The sequence below is a fragment of the Bradyrhizobium sp. LeoA1Lang genome, from assembly GCF_055413685.1.
Genome location: NZ_JBVAPG010000001.1, coordinates 50,292 through 66,690, shown reverse-complemented (window position 1 = coordinate 66,690; position 16,399 = coordinate 50,292). Strand labels below are relative to the sequence as shown.

Sequence of the window (16,399 nt, the reverse complement as noted above, 5' to 3'; positions counted from 1 at the left end):
ACGATGACGAACGGTCACGCGCAAAAGAAACCCGACCCCTGCTCTTTCATCATTTTCGGCGTCACGGGCGACCTCGCGCACCGGCTGGTGATCCCTGCCCTCTATAATCTCGCCGCGACCAACCTGTTGCCCGACAAATTCTGCGTCGTCGGCGTTGCCCGCGGCGGCATGTCGAACGCGGATTTGAGCGCAAGCCTGATGAAGGGATTGCGGCAGTTCGCAACCCGCCCGGTCGACGAGGCCATCGCCAAGCGCCTGTTCGACTGCGTCACCGCGGTTGAAGCCGACCCGAAGGACCCTGCGTCCTTCGACGAGATGCGGGTCCAGCTCGACAAGGCGGAAGCCGCGCGTGACACCGGCGGCAACCGCCTGTTCTACCTCGCGACGCCGCCGGGCGCCTTCCTGCCGATCACCAGGGAGCTCGCCCGCACCGGCATGCTGAAGGAGAACGGCTATTGGCGGCGGATCGTGATCGAGAAGCCGTTCGGCACGAACCTGGACTCGGCGAAGCACCTGAACGCCGAGTTGCTGAAGCTCGTCGACGAGCATCAAATCTACCGGATCGATCACTATCTCGGCAAGGAAACCGTCCAGAACATCCTGGTGCTGCGCTTTGCCAACGGCATGTTCGAGCCGATCTGGAATCGGAATCATATCGACCACATCCAGATCACCGTCGACGAGAAGCTCGGCGTCGGCCATCGCGGCAGCTTCTATGATTCGACCGGCGCGCTGCGCGACATGGTGCCGAACCATCTGTTCCAACTGATGTCGCTGGTCGCGATGGAGCCGCCGATCCGCTTTGACGCGCATTCGGTGCGCACGGAGAAAGCCAATGTACTGGCCGCGATCCAGATCCAGAGCGAGCAGGAGGCGTTGCACAATTCAGTGCGGGGGCAGTATCGCGGCGGCAAGATCGGCGACACGGCGATCGAGGACTATTGCAAGACCGCGGACGTCAAGCCCGGCAGCACCACCGAAACCTATGCTGCGCTCAAGCTCATCATCGACAATTGGCGCTGGGCCGGCGTACCGTTCTATCTGCGCACCGGCAAGGCCCTGGCCGCCAAGCGCACCGAGATCGCCATCAAGTTCAAGCAGGCGCCGTTCGCGATGTTCCGCGACACGCCGATAGACCAGCTCTCGCAGAACTACCTCGTGATCTCCACGGAGCCGACCGAGGGCATCGAACTGCAGTTCAACACCAAGGTTCCCGGCCCGACCATCAACATCGACGGCGTCGAGATGAAGTTCCGCTACAAGGATTACTTCAAGGCTGAGCCGTCGACCGGCTATGAGACGCTGATCTATGACTGCATGATCGGCGACAACATCCTGTTCCAGCGCGCCGACAGCGTCGAAGCCGGCTGGCAGGCCGTGCAACCCTTCCTCGATGCCTGGAAAAAGACCGGCGGCGCCGGCCTGCAACCCTACAAGGCCGGCTGCGAGGGCCCTGAGGCCGCCAACGCGCTTCTGACCCGCGACGGCCGTAGCTGGCGAAAGCTGGGTTGACGATGACCGCCGTCGGTCGCCGCCAGATCATCGTGGTCGCCGATCCCGCGGCGCTGGCGAAGGCCGCCGCCGAGCGGGTGCTGGCGCGGATGGCCGCGAACGGCGGCCGGATCGCGATCTGCCTGACCGGCGGATCGAGCCCGAAAGCGCTTTACCAATTGCTTGCGACCGAGCCGTACCACGCCAGGATCCCGTGGGACCGCGTGCACTGGTTCATCGGCGACGAGCGCTTCGTGCCGGTCGACGACCCTAGGAACAACATGGCGATGGCGCGGGGGGCATTCCTGGATCGCTACGCGCCCGCCCCCCACATCCATCCGATCCCGACCTATGCCGCCAGCCCCGATGAAGCGGCGGAACGCTATGCGCGCGAGCTGAAATCGTTCTACGGCGCGGAGGCGCTCGACGCAGCCCGTCCGCTGTTCGACCTGGTGCTGATGGGCATCGGGCCGGACGGACACACCGCCTCGCTGTTTCCGAACTACCCCGCGATCGAGGTGATCGACCAATGGGTGGTCGGCGTGCCCAAGGCCAATGTCGGACCGTTCGTGCCGCGCGTCAGCCTGACTTTGCCAACGCTGTCCTGCTGCCGCGAAATGCTGTTCGAGGTCGCCGGCAAGGACAAGCGCGCAATCCTGACCCGCGCGTTGTCCGGCGAGAACCTGCCGGCGAACCGCGCGCAATCCATCGGCGAGACGGTCTGGTTGATCGACGAGGCGGCGCGGCCGGAGAATTTTAGTGGCTGATCCGGCGACCTTCTGCGCCCTCGTCGTGATGGGCGTTTCCGGTTCAGGCAAGAGCACGATCGGCGAGACGCTTGCGAGGCGGCTCGGCTGGCGTTTCGAGGACGGCGACCGCTTTCACCCCGCAAGCAACGTCGCGAAAATGAGCGCAGGCCAGCCGCTCACCGATGACGACCGCCGCCCCTGGCTGCAGGCGATCGCCGACGAGATCGACCGCGTCTGCGAGGCAGGCCAGCGTGTGGTGGTCGCCTGTTCGGCGCTGAAGCATGCCTACCGCGAGATCCTCCTGCATGGACGGAGTGACGTCGGCATCGTCTTCCTCGACGGCACCGAGGCGCTGATCGCGGGCCGGCTCGCCCAGCGCAAGGGCCATTTCATGCCGCCGGGCCTCCTGGCGAGCCAGTTCCAGACCCTGGAGCCGCCGAGCCTAAGCGAACATCCGATCACCGTCTCGATCGACGCCACGGTCGAAGCCACCGTCGACGCCATCATCCGCCAAATCAAACCGGTAGTCCCATGACCCGCATCGCCCTGCTCGTTTCCGACGTCGACGGTACGCTGCTGACCAAGGAAAAGGTTTTGACCGACGCCGCCCGGGAAGCCGCGCAAAAACTGCATGCGGCCGGGATCGGCTTCACCATCGTCTCCAGCCGTCCCTCGATCGGCATGGGATTCCTGATCGAGCCGCTGTCGATCACGCTGCCGGTCGGCGCCTTCAACGGCAGCTCGATCATCGATCCGCAGCTCAAGCCGGTCGAGCAGCACCTGATCCCGCCGGCGACCGCGCGGCGAAGCATCGAGCTGCTGCGCGAATTCGGCGTCGACATCTGGCTGTTCACCAACGACCGCTGGCTGACGGCCAATCCCGACGGCGAATATGTCGCGCACGAGCGGCACACCATCCGGCACGACCCGACCATCGTCACGGATTACACGCCCTATCTCGACCAGGCCTGCAAGATCGTCGGCGCATCTTCCGACGCCCCGCTGCTCGCGCGCTGCGAAACCGCGATGCAGCAGGCGCTCGGCACCGAGGCGACCGCCGTCCGCTCGCAAACCTATTATCTCGACGTCACCCCGCCCGGCCACGACAAGGGCACCTTTGTCGAGGCGATGGCGAAACGATTGGGCATTCCGACCGAGGCGGTGGCGACCATCGGCGACATGCGCAACGATTTGCCGATGTTCGCCCGGAGCGGCGTTCAGTTTGCGATGGGCAACGCCACCGATGAGGTCAAGAGCCAGGCCAAGTTCGTGACCGACAGCAACGAGCGCGACGGCTTCGCCAAGGCGATCGAGATGGTATTGAACTATAACGAAACCGCTTGACCAACCCCATCACCGCTGTCGTTCCTGCGAAAGCAGGGACCCATTACCACAGGGAGATTAACCACAGGGAGATGTTGTGGCGCGAGCAAGCAGTTGCGGCGGAGCACACAACAACGCCCTGTGGTTATGGGTCCCGGGTCAAGCCCGGGACGACATCGTAATTGTGGAGGCGCCGTCGTTGCAATCGCCGCTCAGCTCTCCTTGTTGTCCGCGCCCTCGACGAAATCCACCGGCGTCTCTTTCTTGACGCTCGCACCAAGCAGCGTGGCATCCCAATTGGTCAGGCGGATGCAGCCATGGGATTCCGATTTGCTGATCTTCGAGGGTTCGGGCGAACCATGGATTCCGTAACCTTCGCCCGAAAGCCCGATCCAGTATGATCCGACCGGATTGTTCGGGCCGGGCTTGATGATGAACGGCCGCTTGGCGTGCACGCCCTTGAACCTATAGGCCGGGTTGTAGCGGTAATAGGGATTGGCGTCGGACGAGATCACCTTGAGCGTGCCGCTCGGCGTCGGCTTGTCCTGGCTGCCGACGGTTGCCGGAAAGAACGCAACCAGCGCGCCGCCGCCGTCGAAGGCCTTGACGGTCTGCCGCGACTTGTCGACCTCGATCCGGGCCACGCTCAGCTTGAGCCGGGGATCGCGACCGTTGACGACAAAAATGGTCTCGCCGGCCCGGTCGAACTTCTTGCCGGGATTGAGCTGGGCGAGCAGCCCCTCGCTCATGTGGAATCTCTCCGCAAGCGCCTCGCGCGCGCTTTTGTAGCCGAGCGCCGGCAGCGATTTCATCGCCTCCAGCCTGGCGGGAATTCTCCTGACAAACGGTCCTTTCACATCCTTCTGGGAGATCGTGTAGCTCGTGATGACGTCGCCCTGATTGGTCTCGTTCAGCTTCGCCCAGATCTCCGGGGTGAGCGTCTTCTGAAACGTCAGGCCCTTGGCTTCCGCGAACGCCTGCAGCGCCTTCCGCGTATTCTCGGCAAACTTGCCGTCGATCTCTCCGGGCGAAAACAACGCGCGCTCGAGCAGCACCTGGGCCTTGATGATTGTCGCGTCGGCCTTGTCCTCGGCCGCGGGGCGAGCCCGGTACCCGGCATTGTTGATCGCGGCGACATCGAGGCCGGCAGCGAACGCCGGCCCTGACAGCCAGCACGCAAACAACGCTGCGGCGAACAGGCGAGCCATTGCCGATCCTCCAACCAGAGCATGATCCGGAAAAGTGGAAACCGGTTTTCCGAAAAGATCATGCTCAAACAAAGAGATGAGATCATGATCCGATTTCGTTCAATCGGATCATGATCTGGATATTTGCAACAATGATCGACGACCCCGCGGGTTCCGTCGCGGGAGGCCCAGGCGGCAGCCTATTTCGACCGCTGCACGGCCGGTTTCTCCGCCGCCCGCTTGGCGTCGCTCAGATTGTGCGCGGTGTTGATCAGCGCGATATGGGTCAGCGCCTGCGGGAAATTGCCGGTCTGGCGGCCGGCGATGGCGTCGAATTCTTCGGCCAACAGGCCGAGGTCATTGGCGATCGCGATGACGCGATCGAACAGCGTTTGGGCCTTCCCGACCTCGCCCGCGAGCACATAGGCGTCGGCGAGCCAAAGGGTGCAGGCAAGGAAGGCGCCTTCGATCGGCTGCTTCTCGTCGGAGACTTCGCGCGGGTCGTGCCGCATGACGAAGCCGTCGCGGATCAGGTATTGCTCGGTGGCGGCCAGCGTGCCGAGGATCCGCGGATCGGTCGGCGGCAGGAATCCAACCGCCGGCAGCAGCAGGACGCTGGCGTCCAGCAGTTTCGAACCATAGGATTCGACGAACGAATTGAGCTCGATGTCGAATCCTTTGGCACAGACGTCGCGGTGGATGGTCTCGCGCAGCACCAGCCATTTGTCGAGCGGTGCCTTGAGGCCGAATTGTGCGACGCTCTTGATGCCACGGTCGAACGCGACCCAGGTCATCACTTTCGAGAAGACATAGTGCCTGCCCTCGCCGCGACGCTCCCAGATGCCGTTGTCCGGCCGGTCCCATTCTTCCGCAAGGTGTTCGAGCACGGTGCATTCCAGCGACCAGCTCCGCTCGTCGAGCTGCAGCTTCGCCACGCGCGACTGATGGAAGGCGTCGATCAACTCGCCGTAGACGTCGAGCTGCAACTGCGCATGCGCCGCATTGCCGATACGAACCGGCTGCGCGCCCTCATAGCCGGGCAGCCAGAGCGCTTCCCATTCCAGAAGCCGCCGCTGGCCCATGATGCCGTACATGATCTGCATGTTGGCCGGCGATCCCGCGGCCGCGCGCAACAGCCAATTGTGCCAGGCGAGCGCTTCCTCGGTATAGCCCGAGTTCATCAGCGCCAGCAGCGTGAAGGTCGCGTCCCGCAGCCAGCAATAGCGGTAGTCCCAGTTGCGCTGGCCGCCGAGTTTCTCCGGCAGCGAGGTCGTGGGCGCCGCAACGATGCCGCCGGTCGGCGCGAAGGTCAGCGCCTTCAGGGTGATCAGCGAGCGCAGCACGAGGTTGCGGGCAAACCCCTCATAGGTGCAGCGGTTCGACCATTCAGTCCAGAACGCCTCGGTGTCCTGCAAGGCCTGCACGGGATCGATCGGCCCCGGAACCGGCAGATGCGAGGGTCCATAGGTCATCACGAAAGGCACGGTCTCGCCTTCGCCGACCGTGAATTCGGCCACCGTGGTCATATCCTGACCGCGGGTCTGGACCGGCGAGCGGAGCACGATCATGTCCTGCCCGGCGATCGCCAGCAGCGCCGATCCGTCCTCGCTCTTCTTGACCCAGGGAATATCAGTGCCCAATCCGAAACGGATGATCAGCTCCATCTGCAGCTTGACGCACCCCTTCACGCCGCGCACCAGCCGCACGACGTCGGAAGCCTTGCCGCGCGGCGGCATGAAGTCGATCAGCTCGACGACACCGCTTGCCGTCTCGAACCGCGTCTCCAGGATCAGGGTGTTGTCGCGGTAACGGCGGGAGGTCTTGATGATGGCCTCGGCCGGCGCGATCTGCCAACGGCCATGCTTGTTGTTGCCGAGCAGTGCGGCGAAACAGGCGTCGCAATCGAAGGCGGGCCAGCACAGCCAGTCGATCGACCCGTCACGACCGACGAGTGCCGCCGTCTCGCAGTCGCCGATCAGTCCGTAATCTTCGATCCTGCAAGACACGGTGGCGACTGCTCCCTCTTTATTTGAGCATGATCTTTTCGGAAAACCGGTTTCCACTTTTCCGGACCATGCTCTAGGTTGATGTGGACGACCGCTCGCGGGTGGCGTTCTTCAGCGCTTCGACATCGATGGCGGAGGCGATGTGCTCGATCGACACCGGCAGCCGCCGCCGCCAGTTCGGATGTTCGTCGACGGTGCCGGGAATGTTGGGCTGGTCGACCAGGCCGAGCAAATCCTCCAGCGAGATCGTCAGCAGGCGGGACCTGGTCCGGGAGAGGAAAGCGGCCACCGAATAAAGATCATGGCGGTCGACGCCGTTCCGGCGCAGCAGCTCGTCCAGCATGCCCAGGGCACGCCAGCGCGCCTCGTCGCTTTCGCCCGGATCGATCCCGAGCGAACGCTTCAGCTTCAAATCGCTGAACGAGCGCCAGCCAGCATAGGTCGCAAGATCATGGGTGTTGAAGGTGACGAGCGCATTGGCGGCGTAACGGTCGATGCCGCGAAACGCCCCGCCGTCGTCGCGCTCGAACATCATCACCAGATAGGACCAGATGCCCCAGTCGTTCATCTGCTCGCGAAAACCTTCCGGCACGGTGCCGAGATCCTCGCCGATCACGACGCAGCGATGCGCCACGCTCTCCTGCGCGGTCGCGGCGAGCAGCGCCTCGAACGGCATCTGCACATAAGCGCCGTTCTCCGGGCCGAAGCCTTGCGGCACCAGATAAAGCCGCTTCAAGCCGAGCACATGGTCGAGCCTGATCGCGCCGGCATGGCGCATCGAGGCGCGCAGCATTTGCCGATACGGCTCGAAGGAACGCATTTCGAGGCCGGCGGCGTTGAAGCCGGCAAGTCCCCAATCCTGCCCGGCGGTGTTGAGCGGGTCCGGCGGCGCGCCGACGCCGAGCAGGCGCGAGATCGCCCCCTGCTCGTTCCAGGCATCGAAACCGTCGGACTGCACGCCGACGGCGACATCGAGATAAAGCCCGACCTTCATGCCGAGCTGGTGCGCCAGCGCCTTGCATGCCGCAAGCTGCCGGTCAGCGTTCCATTGCACGAATTCGACGAACTCAATCCCGAAATCGGCGCCCTTGCGCAGGCGGCTGCACTTGCCATCGTCCGGCCGCCGCCATTCCTCGGGCCATTCCCACCAGGGCTGATTGAACTTTTTCCGCAAAACCTCGAAACAGGCGAAGCGCGACAATAGCGGCCCGCGCTCGGTCCTGAAGCGTTCGAAGTCCTGCCGGCGCTCGAGTGTCGGGCTTGCCTTGAAGTTGGCAAATGCCGAGCGCAGCGCCTGCCATTTTGACGCCGCAACCGCACGATAGTCGACGATGTCCCCGGCGCGCAGTTGTGCGAGCTTGTCCTTCGCGCTGGGGTCGGCGCGGAATTCCGGCAGCTTCTCAACGTCGACATAGAGCGCGTTGAGGAACAGCCGGCTGTTCGGCGAATAGGGGCTACAATCACTGGGGCGGTCATCGAACAGCGCATGCAGCGGGTTAAGTCCGACACCACCGGCACCCAATTGATGGGCGAGTTCGATCAAGCCCCGCAGGTCGGTGAAATCGCCCATTCCCCAATTGCGCGCGGAACGCACGCTGTAGAGCTGAACCGCGAGCAGCCAGCAGCGGGCGAAATCGCCGCCAAAGGCGCGTTCCGGTGCGACAATCAGCGGCAGCTCTTCGGTGGATCCGGCAGCGTCGTTCAGGCGCAACTGGTACACCCCGACCGGCAGATCCTGCGGCCAGGATATCGTCCGGTCGCCCGCCTCACCCTTCGCCATCATTTTGCCACCGGCGGAAATCGTCCATCCGACCGGCAACTTGGCGTCCATCGAAAGCTCCGATGGCGCGGGGCGACCGCGCCGCACGACAACAGGCTGTTCGATCCACCGGCGCGGCTCGCGCGGCGGCAAGGCGTCGAGGATCGTTTTCAACGCAGCCGCGTCTGTCACACGGCGGTGGCCCTGACCGTCGATATATTCGGTCGTAATTCCGAGGTCTCTGGCTTTGGCGTAGGGGTCCATTCGGCACGCGCTTTGCACGCAACCCAGCAAGCGCGGGTCACGAAATTATGTAGATGCAGGAAGGGGATAGATGATGTTTAACTCGCTGTCCTCCCAGCCGTTCCATGGGAACCAATGTCCCATGAGCGGCTTTCTATATCAGTCCGGAGCGTATCCTTCACGCAACGGGGGCGTCATTTCCTTGTCAATGGCGGCATCACCGTGAACAAAACTGCTCAAACTGTCGAGAGTGCCGCCGGCACTTTTCATATCGAAGACGTCTATCCGCTGATCGACGGCGGCCGTTTCCCCGTGAAACGCATCGCGGGGGAGCGCGTGGAGGTCTGGGCCGACGTCTACCGCGACGGGCATGATATCGTCGCCGCCGAACTGATTTGGCGCGGCGAGCTCGACCACGAGTGGCGGCGCGAGCCGATGACCATGCATGGCAACGACCGCTGGTTTGGCTCCTTCGCCCCCGACACACCCGGCCGCTATTTCTATGCGATCGAGGCCTGGACCGACGAATTCGCCACCTGGCGCCACGGCTTTGAGCTGAAGCAGAAGGCCGGCACTGATGTGACACTCGATGCCATCGAAGGCGCGGGCATGCTGACCAAGGCGCAGGCCGGCGGACGAGCGGCTGCGGCCGTCATCCTCAAGCAGTGCGAGACCTACCTCCAGACCGGCGATCCGGCGCCGCTGCTCACACCCGAATTGCAGGACGCGATGGCCGAAAGCCAGTCGCGGCCCGACCTGACGCGCTCACAGCTTTTCCCGTTCGTCGCCGACCGGCCGCGGGCACGCTTCGGCTCCTGGTATGAGATGGTTCCACGCAGCCAGGGCAAGGTGGCCGGCCAGCACGGCACCTTCCGCGACTGCATCGATCGGTTGCCCGACATCGCGGCGATGGGGTTCGACGTCGTCTACTTCACGCCGATCCACCCGATCGGCAAGATCAACCGCAAGGGACGCAACAATGCGGTGACCGCCAAGGACGGCGATCCCGGCAGCCCCTACGCGATCGGCTCGGCCGAAGGCGGTCATGACGCCATCCATCCGGAATTGGGGACGCTGCAGGATTTCCGCGCCTTTGTCCTGGCATGCAAAGAACACAACATGGAAGTCGCGCTCGACTTCGCGGTGCAATGTTCGCTGGACCATCCCTGGCTGAAGGAACATCCGCAATGGTTCAAGAAGCGCCCCGACGGTTCGATGCGCTATGCGGAGAATCCGCCGAAGAAATATGAGGACATCGTCAACCCGGATTTCGGCTGTGAGGATTCAGGCTCGCTGTGGAACGCGCTGCGGGACGTGATCCTGTTCTGGGTCGACCAGGGCGTGAAGATCTTCCGCGTCGACAATCCCCACACCAAGCCGTTCCCGTTCTGGGAATGGCTGATCCACCAGGTGCAGTTGCACCATCCCGACGTGATCTTCCTTGCCGAGGCCTTCACGCGGCCGAAGCTGATGAAGGGTTTGGCAAAACTCGGCTTCACCCAGTCCTACACCTACTTCACCTGGCGCACTCAGCGCTGGGAGCTGGAGCAATACCTGATCGAGCTGACCGGCTATCCCGAACACGACTTCTACCGGCCGAACTTCTTCGTCAACACGCCCGACATCCTGCCCTTCCATCTGCAGGGCGGCGAGCCCTGGATGTTCAAGTCCCGCGTGGCGCTGGCGGCGACGCTGTCCGGCACCTACGGCATCTACAACGGCTTCGAATTGCTGGAGCACGTGCCGATCCCCGGGCGGGAGGAATATCTCGATTCCGAGAAATACGAGATCAAGGTGCGTGACTGGGACCAGCCCGGCAACATCAAGCCCTATATCCGCGACCTCAACCTGGCGCGCCGCGCCAACGCAGCGCTGCAGCAGACCAGCAATCTGCGTTTCCTGCCCATCGAGGACAGCAATGTGATCGGGTTCGTCAAGGAAGCCGTCGATGGGAGCAACACGGTTGCGGTCGCGATTGCACTGTCGCGCGACGCCCATGAAGTCTGGCTGCCGCTCGGCGACGTCCAGCTAGGTGCCGGCGACGAGCGCCGCCATGTCTCCGCGGTCGAGAACCTCATCACCGGCGAACGCTACGCACTCGACTGGGGCGGCATCCGGGTGCGGATTGATCCGATGCGCGATCCGGCGGTGCTGTTCCGCTGCCTGGCCTGAAGGGGGCGGTGCCATGAACGTGCTTTCAGCGGTCGAGACGAAGGAACTGGTGGCCACCGAGACGGCGGACGAACTCTGGTACAAGGACGCCATCATCTACCAGCTCCACGTCAAGGCCTTCGCCGACAGCAACAACGACGGCATCGGCGATTTCGCAGGGCTGACCGAGAAGCTTGGTTATCTGCAGGATCTCGGCGTCACCACGCTGTGGCTGTTGCCGTTCTATCCGTCCCCCGGACGCGACGACGGCTACGACATCGCCGACTACGGCGACATCAATCCCGATTTCGGGACGATGAAGGACTTCAAGCGCTTCATCCATGAAGCCAAGAAGCGCGGCCTACGCGTCATCACCGAGCTCGTCATCAACCATACCTCCGACCAGCACGCCTGGTTCAAGCGCGCGCGCCGCAGCCATCCCGGCTCGAGCGCGCGCAACTGGTATGTCTGGAGCGACACCGACCAGAGATACCAGGGCACGCGGATCATCTTCACCGATACCGAGAAGTCGAACTGGACCTGGGACCCGGAAGCGGGCCAGTTCTACTGGCACCGCTTCTTCTCGCACCAGCCGGACCTGAACTTCGACAACCCGCGCGTGGTGCGCGCCATCGTGCAGGTGATGAAGCGCTGGCTCGACACCGGCGTCGACGGATTCCGGCTCGATGCCATCCCCTATCTCTGCGAGCGCGAAGGCACCAATAACGAGAACCTCCCCGAGACGCACGCCATCATCAAATTGCTGCGGCGCGAGCTCGACACCTACGCCAAGGGCAAGGTCCTGCTCGCCGAAGCCAATCAATGGCCGGAGGACGTGCAGGAATATTTCGGCCGCGAAGACGAATGCCATATGGCGTATCACTTCCCGCTGATGCCGCGCATCTACATGGCGATCGCGCAGGAGGACCGCTTTCCGATCACCGACATCCTGCGGCAGACGCCGGATATCCCGGCCAGTTGCCAATGGGCGCTGTTCCTGCGCAATCATGACGAGCTGACGCTGGAAATGGTCACCGATGTCGAGCGCGACTATCTGTGGTCGACCTATGCCAACGATCCCCGCGCCCGCATCAATGTCGGCATTCGCCGCCGCCTCGCCCCGTTGATGGACAATGACCGGCGCAAGATCGAACTGATGAACTCGCTGCTGCTCTCGTTCCCGGGCACGCCGATCATCTATTACGGCGACGAGATCGGGATGGGCGACAACATCTATCTCGGCGACCGCAACGGCGTCCGCACGCCGATGCAATGGAGCCCGGACCGCAATGGCGGCTTCTCCCGCGCCGACCCGGCCAGACTCTACGCGCCCATGATCATGGACCCCGTCTATGGCTATGAGGCCGTGAACGTGGAAGCGCAGTCGCGCAGCCTGTCATCGCTGCTCAGCGCCACCAAGCGGCTGATCGCGGTGCGCAAGTCGACGCTGGCCTTCGGCCGCGGCTCCATGACCTTCATTCGCCCCGAGAACCGCTCGGTGCTCGCCTATGTCAGGCAGTATCAGGACGAGGTCATTCTCTGCGTCGCCAACCTGTCGCGCTCGGCGCAGGCGACCGAGCTCGACCTTTCCGCCTTCAAGGGACGCATTCCGCTGGAGATGCTCGGCCGCACGCGCTTCCCGACGATCGGCGAACTGCCCTATATGGTCACGCTGGCGCCGTATGGCTTCTACTGGTTCCAGCTCCAGGAGCCCGACAAGACCATCGCCATGCCGCGGCGCGCAGTGCCGGAATTCGAGACGCTGGTCGTGCCGCTGAATTCGACCTGGGTGTCGCTGGCGCGCGCCCGCGGCGTGTTCGAGCGCGACGTGCTGCCGGGCCACCTGTCGCGGGCGCGCTGGTATCCCGAGAGCTTGCCGAAAGCGATCCAGCCGCAGCTCGTCTCCGCCATTCCCTTCTGCGACATCGGCGACAACCGCCCCTGGCTCACTTTCTTCCAGACGACGCAGCGCAGCGCCACCTCACGCTACGTGTTGCCGATCCGGATCGAATGGGTGCGCTTCGACCGCGAGCGCTACAATCCGCGCGCACTTGCCGCGGTACGGCAGGGCGCGCGCGAAGGCACGCTGCTCGACGTCGCGACCGATGAGATCTTCATCGCACTGTTGCTCCGCAATCTGGCGCAATCGCTGACGGTCGAGGACGAGGAGCTGGGCATCGCGCTACGCCTCGAATTCCGCCCGACCAGCCGCTTCACGGACAAGCCGATCAAGCAGCCCCAGCGCATCCGCGCCGTAGAGACCGAGCAGTCCAACAGCACCGCGCTGGTCGACGAGGATTACGTCGTCAAGATCTATCGCAAGCTCGAGCCCGGCATCAATCCGGAGATCGAGATGGGACGCTTCCTCACCGACGTCGCAGGCTTCGCCAACACGCCGGCGCTGCTCGGCACGGTCGAGCTTGTCGAGGGCGAGAAGCGCAGCGCGATCGGCATCGTCCACGCCTTTGTCACCAACCAGGGCGAGGCATGGACCGTAACATCAGCCTATCTCGACCGCTTCGTCGAGGAGCAGCGGCTGCTCGCGACCAACCATGAGACGAAGCAAAGCGAACAGCAGATCTCCTATCTGCGCTACATGGCGCAAACGGGAAAACGGGTCGCCGAACTGCACATTGCGCTGGCGAGCAACCGCGACCTGCCCGAGTTCGTCCCGGAACCGACCAGGCCGGAAGACGTGCAGCGCTGGACCGACGACATCCTGGCCCGTGCCGATCGCGTCTTCGAGACACTGACGCAGCGGCGGGATACGCTGAAAGAGGCCGATCGCCCGCTGGTGGCGCAGTTTCTGGCGCAGCAGGATAGCTTGCCGGCCCGGCTGAAGGCGCTGCTCCCCGGGGACATCGACGGCCTCAACATCCGCCATCACGGCGACTTCCATCTCGGCCAGATGCTGATCGTCAAGGACGACATCTTCATCATCGATTTCGAGGGCGAGCCGCGACGGAGCATCACTGAGCGACGGCGCAAGGCCCCGGCGGCGCGCGATGTCGCCGGCCTGGTCCGCTCGATCGACTACTCCGTCACCGCTGCGCTCGATCGGGCGCTGAAGGTCGCCCCCGACGAGCAGGGCAAGCTCGCGCTGGCGCTCGCCCACTGGCGGGACCGGGCTACCGCAACATTCCTGGCCGCCTATCGCGAGACCATGGCGGGCCAGCCCTTGTGGCCGGCCGATCCCGAAGCCGCGGAGCGGCTGCTCAACTTCTTCCTGCTTGAGAAAGCATTCTACGAGATCGAATATGAGCTGGCGCACCGGCCCGACTGGCTGCGCGTCCCGCTGACCGGGATGCTCCGCATCCTGGCGCAACAACCGCATGAGCCGCAATGACCAGATTGCCTGCTGAAGCTTACGCGATCATCGAAGGTCGCCATTCCGATCCCTTCCGCTATCTCGGGCTCCACTCCGAGGGCGACCAGAGCGTCGTGCGCGCCTTCCTGCCGGAAGCGTCCAAGGTCGAAGCGATCGGCGAGCATGGTGAGACCGCACCGCTCGCGCGCATCCATGATGCCGGCCTGTTCGCCGGCGCGCTGCCCAACGGCTCGCGGCGCTACCAGCTCCGCGCCCGCTTCGGCGACAATGTCGTCGATCTCGACGACCCCTACCGCTTCCCGCCGGTCCTCAGTGACTTCGACCTCTATCTGCTTGGCGAAGGCACCCACCAGCGCATCTATGACAAGCTCGGCGCGCATCCGATGACGCTTGACGGCGTCGACGGCATCGCGTTCGTGGTGCTGGCGCCGAACGCGCGGCGGGTCAGCGTGGTCGGCGATTTCAACTTCTGGGACGCGCGGCGGCATCCGATGCGGGTCCGCGGCGTCGGTTATTGGGAATTGTTCATCCCGCATGCCCGCGCCGGCGACCACTACAAGTTCGACATCATCGGCCCCAACGGCCAGCATCTGCCGCTGAAGTCAGATCCGATGGCGTTTGGCGCGGAGCTGCGCCCGAAGACCGCCTCGATCGTGGTCGACCTCGACCACATCCCGCGTCCACAGGCGGCGCCGTCGGGCATCAACGCCATTGGCGCGCCGATCTCGATCTACGAGGTCCATCTCGGCTCATGGCGGCGCAAGGGCAACAATGAGTGGCTGACCTATCGCGAGCTCGCCGAGCAGCTTCCTGCCTATGCGCGCGACATGGGCTTCACCCATCTCGAATTCCTCCCCGTCAGCGAGCATCCGTTCGACGGCTCCTGGGGCTATCAACCAACAGGTCTGTTCGCGCCGACCAGCCGGTTCGGCTCGCCTGCCGACTTCGCCGCGCTCGTCGATGCCTGTCATCGCGAAGGGTTAGGGGTGCTGCTCGACTGGGTGCCCGGACACTTCCCCGACGATCCGCACGGCCTTGGCCATTTCGACGGCACCGCGCTCTATGAGCACGCCAACCCGCTGCAGGGCCGCCATCTCGACTGGGGCACGCTGATCTATAATTACGGGCGCACCGAGGTAACCAATTTCCTGGTCTCGAACGCGCTGTTCTGGCTCGACCGCTACGGCATCGACGGCCTGCGCGTCGATGCGGTCGCCTCCATGCTTTATCTCGATTACAGCCGCCCTCCGGGCGGCTGGATCCCGAACAAATATGGCGGCCGCGAGAACCTGGAGGCGATCGACTTCCTGCGCCGCTTCAACACCGAACTGTTCGGGCGCTTCCCGCAGGCCACGACCGCGGCGGAAGAATCGACCGCCTGGCCGCAGGTGTCGCGCCCGGTCGAATTCGGCGGGCTCGGCTTCGGCTACAAGTGGAACATGGGCTGGATGCACGACACCTTGCGCTACATCGGCAAGGAGCCTGTTCACCGCAAATATCACCACGGCGACATCCTGTTCGGCCTGCACTACGCTTTCTCGGAGAACTTCATCCTGCCGCTCTCGCATGACGAAGTCGTGCACGGCAAACGCTCGATCCTGGGCCGCATGCCCGGCGACGAATGGCAGCGTTTCGCGAACCTGCGCGCCTATTACAGCTTCATGTTCGGCCATCCCGGCAAGAAGCTGTTGTTCATGGGCTGCGAGTTCGGCCAGGAGCGCGAGTGGGCGCACGAACATTCGCTCGACTGGCATCTGCTCGAGCAGCCGAAATATGCCGGCGTGCAGGCGCTGATGCGCGATCTCAACCGGCTCTATCGCGCGCTGCCGGCGCTGCATGAACTGGATTGCGATCCGGCCGGCTTCGAATGGGTCATCACCGATGACGCCGACCACAACGTGTTCGCCTGGATCCGCAAGGGCAACAACGCGCGTTCGCGCTGCCTGGTCGTGGTCAACTTCTCGCCGAACGTCTATCACAATTATCGCGTCCGCGTGCCCTTTGCCGGAAAATGGCGCGAGGTGCTGAATTCGGATTCCTCCCACTATGGCGGCAGCAATGTCGGCAATATCGGCGAGGTGGTCACGCTGGAAGGCATCGTGCCCGAGCTCAGCCTGACCATTCCGCCGCTGGCTGCGATCTTCCTCGTACCTGAAAGCTGA

Annotated in this window: 10 protein-coding genes; 7 read left to right on the top strand and 3 right to left on the bottom strand. The window is 63.9% G+C overall.

What is annotated here, in order from left to right; translation table 11 throughout:
- Positions 1 to 3 precede the first annotated feature (3 nt).
- The 4 genes from zwf to ACZYOF_RS00255 are packed head-to-tail and all read left to right on the top strand — an operon-like array spanning position 4 to position 3,584.
- Positions 4 to 1,512 carry a glucose-6-phosphate dehydrogenase gene (gene zwf / locus ACZYOF_RS00270; RefSeq protein WP_130582121.1) on the top strand — a complete coding sequence of 503 codons (1,509 nt, stop codon included), beginning with the start codon at positions 4 to 6 and terminating at the stop codon, positions 1,510 to 1,512.
- 2 nt (positions 1,513 to 1,514) lie between these two features.
- Positions 1,515 to 2,258: a 6-phosphogluconolactonase gene (pgl, locus tag ACZYOF_RS00265; protein WP_282528960.1), complete on the top strand. Its 744-nt coding sequence runs from the start codon at positions 1,515 to 1,517 to the stop codon at positions 2,256 to 2,258.
- 28 nt (positions 2,259 to 2,286) lie between these two features.
- Entirely contained in the window at positions 2,287 to 2,775 is a 489-nt protein-coding gene (locus ACZYOF_RS00260) for a gluconokinase (RefSeq protein WP_463714452.1), read from the top strand.
- Entirely contained in the window at positions 2,772 to 3,584 is an 813-nt protein-coding gene (locus ACZYOF_RS00255; RefSeq protein WP_463714392.1) for an HAD family hydrolase, read from the top strand. The genes ACZYOF_RS00260 and ACZYOF_RS00255 overlap by 4 nt, the downstream gene beginning before the upstream one ends.
- 191 nt (positions 3,585 to 3,775) lie before the next feature.
- Here the strand turns inward: ACZYOF_RS00255 and ACZYOF_RS00250 are convergent, their stop codons facing one another.
- The 3 genes from ACZYOF_RS00250 to malQ all read right to left on the bottom strand — a co-directional run bounded on the left by ACZYOF_RS00250 (position 3,776) and on the right by malQ (position 8,779).
- Positions 3,776 to 4,771 carry a L,D-transpeptidase family protein gene (locus ACZYOF_RS00250; protein ID WP_130578792.1) on the bottom strand — a complete coding sequence of 332 codons (996 nt, stop codon included), beginning with the start codon at positions 4,769 to 4,771 and terminating at the stop codon, positions 3,776 to 3,778.
- A 179-nt stretch (positions 4,772 to 4,950) separates the two neighbouring features.
- Positions 4,951 to 6,756, bottom strand: coding sequence for a glycoside hydrolase family 15 protein (locus ACZYOF_RS00245; RefSeq protein WP_463714391.1), 1,806 nt, complete (start codon positions 6,754 to 6,756; stop codon positions 4,951 to 4,953).
- Between the two features lie 73 nt (positions 6,757 to 6,829).
- Positions 6,830 to 8,779 carry a 4-alpha-glucanotransferase gene (gene malQ, locus ACZYOF_RS00240; protein WP_463714390.1) on the bottom strand — a complete coding sequence of 650 codons (1,950 nt, stop codon included), beginning with the start codon at positions 8,777 to 8,779 and terminating at the stop codon, positions 6,830 to 6,832.
- Between the two features lie 201 nt (positions 8,780 to 8,980).
- Between malQ and ACZYOF_RS00235 the strand changes: the two genes are divergently transcribed.
- Genes ACZYOF_RS00235 through glgB form a run of 3 tightly spaced genes read left to right on the top strand, consistent with a single transcriptional unit; the run spans position 8,981 to position 16,399 of the window.
- The gene (locus ACZYOF_RS00235) at positions 8,981 to 10,930 is read left to right on the top strand and encodes an alpha-1,4-glucan--maltose-1-phosphate maltosyltransferase (protein WP_463714389.1); all 1,950 of its coding nucleotides are present in this window, start codon (positions 8,981 to 8,983) and stop codon (positions 10,928 to 10,930) included.
- Between the two features lie 13 nt (positions 10,931 to 10,943).
- The gene (gene treS / locus ACZYOF_RS00230; RefSeq protein WP_463714388.1) at positions 10,944 to 14,255 is read left to right on the top strand and encodes a maltose alpha-D-glucosyltransferase; all 3,312 of its coding nucleotides are present in this window, start codon (positions 10,944 to 10,946) and stop codon (positions 14,253 to 14,255) included.
- Entirely contained in the window at positions 14,252 to 16,399 is a 2,148-nt protein-coding gene (glgB, locus tag ACZYOF_RS00225) for a 1,4-alpha-glucan branching protein GlgB (RefSeq protein WP_130578787.1), read from the top strand. Before treS ends, glgB begins: the two co-directional genes overlap by 4 nt.

What these genes read in the sequence shown, in the direction of transcription:
- zwf (WP_130582121.1), top strand. Translation starts at nt 4, where the DNA reads ATGACGAACGGTCACGCGCAAAAGAAACCCGACCCCTGCTCTTTCATC.
- pgl (WP_282528960.1), top strand. Translation starts at nt 1,515, where the DNA reads ATGACCGCCGTCGGTCGCCGCCAGATCATCGTGGTCGCCGATCCCGCG.
- ACZYOF_RS00260 (WP_463714452.1), top strand. Translation starts at nt 2,287, where the DNA reads ATGGGCGTTTCCGGTTCAGGCAAGAGCACGATCGGCGAGACGCTTGCG.
- ACZYOF_RS00255 (WP_463714392.1), top strand. Translation starts at nt 2,772, where the DNA reads ATGACCCGCATCGCCCTGCTCGTTTCCGACGTCGACGGTACGCTGCTG.
- ACZYOF_RS00250 (WP_130578792.1), bottom strand. Translation starts at nt 4,771, where the DNA reads ATGGCTCGCCTGTTCGCCGCAGCGTTGTTTGCGTGCTGGCTGTCAGGG.
- malQ (WP_463714390.1), bottom strand. Translation starts at nt 8,779, where the DNA reads ATGGACCCCTACGCCAAAGCCAGAGACCTCGGAATTACGACCGAATAT.
- treS (WP_463714388.1), top strand. Translation starts at nt 10,944, where the DNA reads ATGAACGTGCTTTCAGCGGTCGAGACGAAGGAACTGGTGGCCACCGAG.
- glgB (WP_130578787.1), top strand. Translation starts at nt 14,252, where the DNA reads ATGACCAGATTGCCTGCTGAAGCTTACGCGATCATCGAAGGTCGCCAT.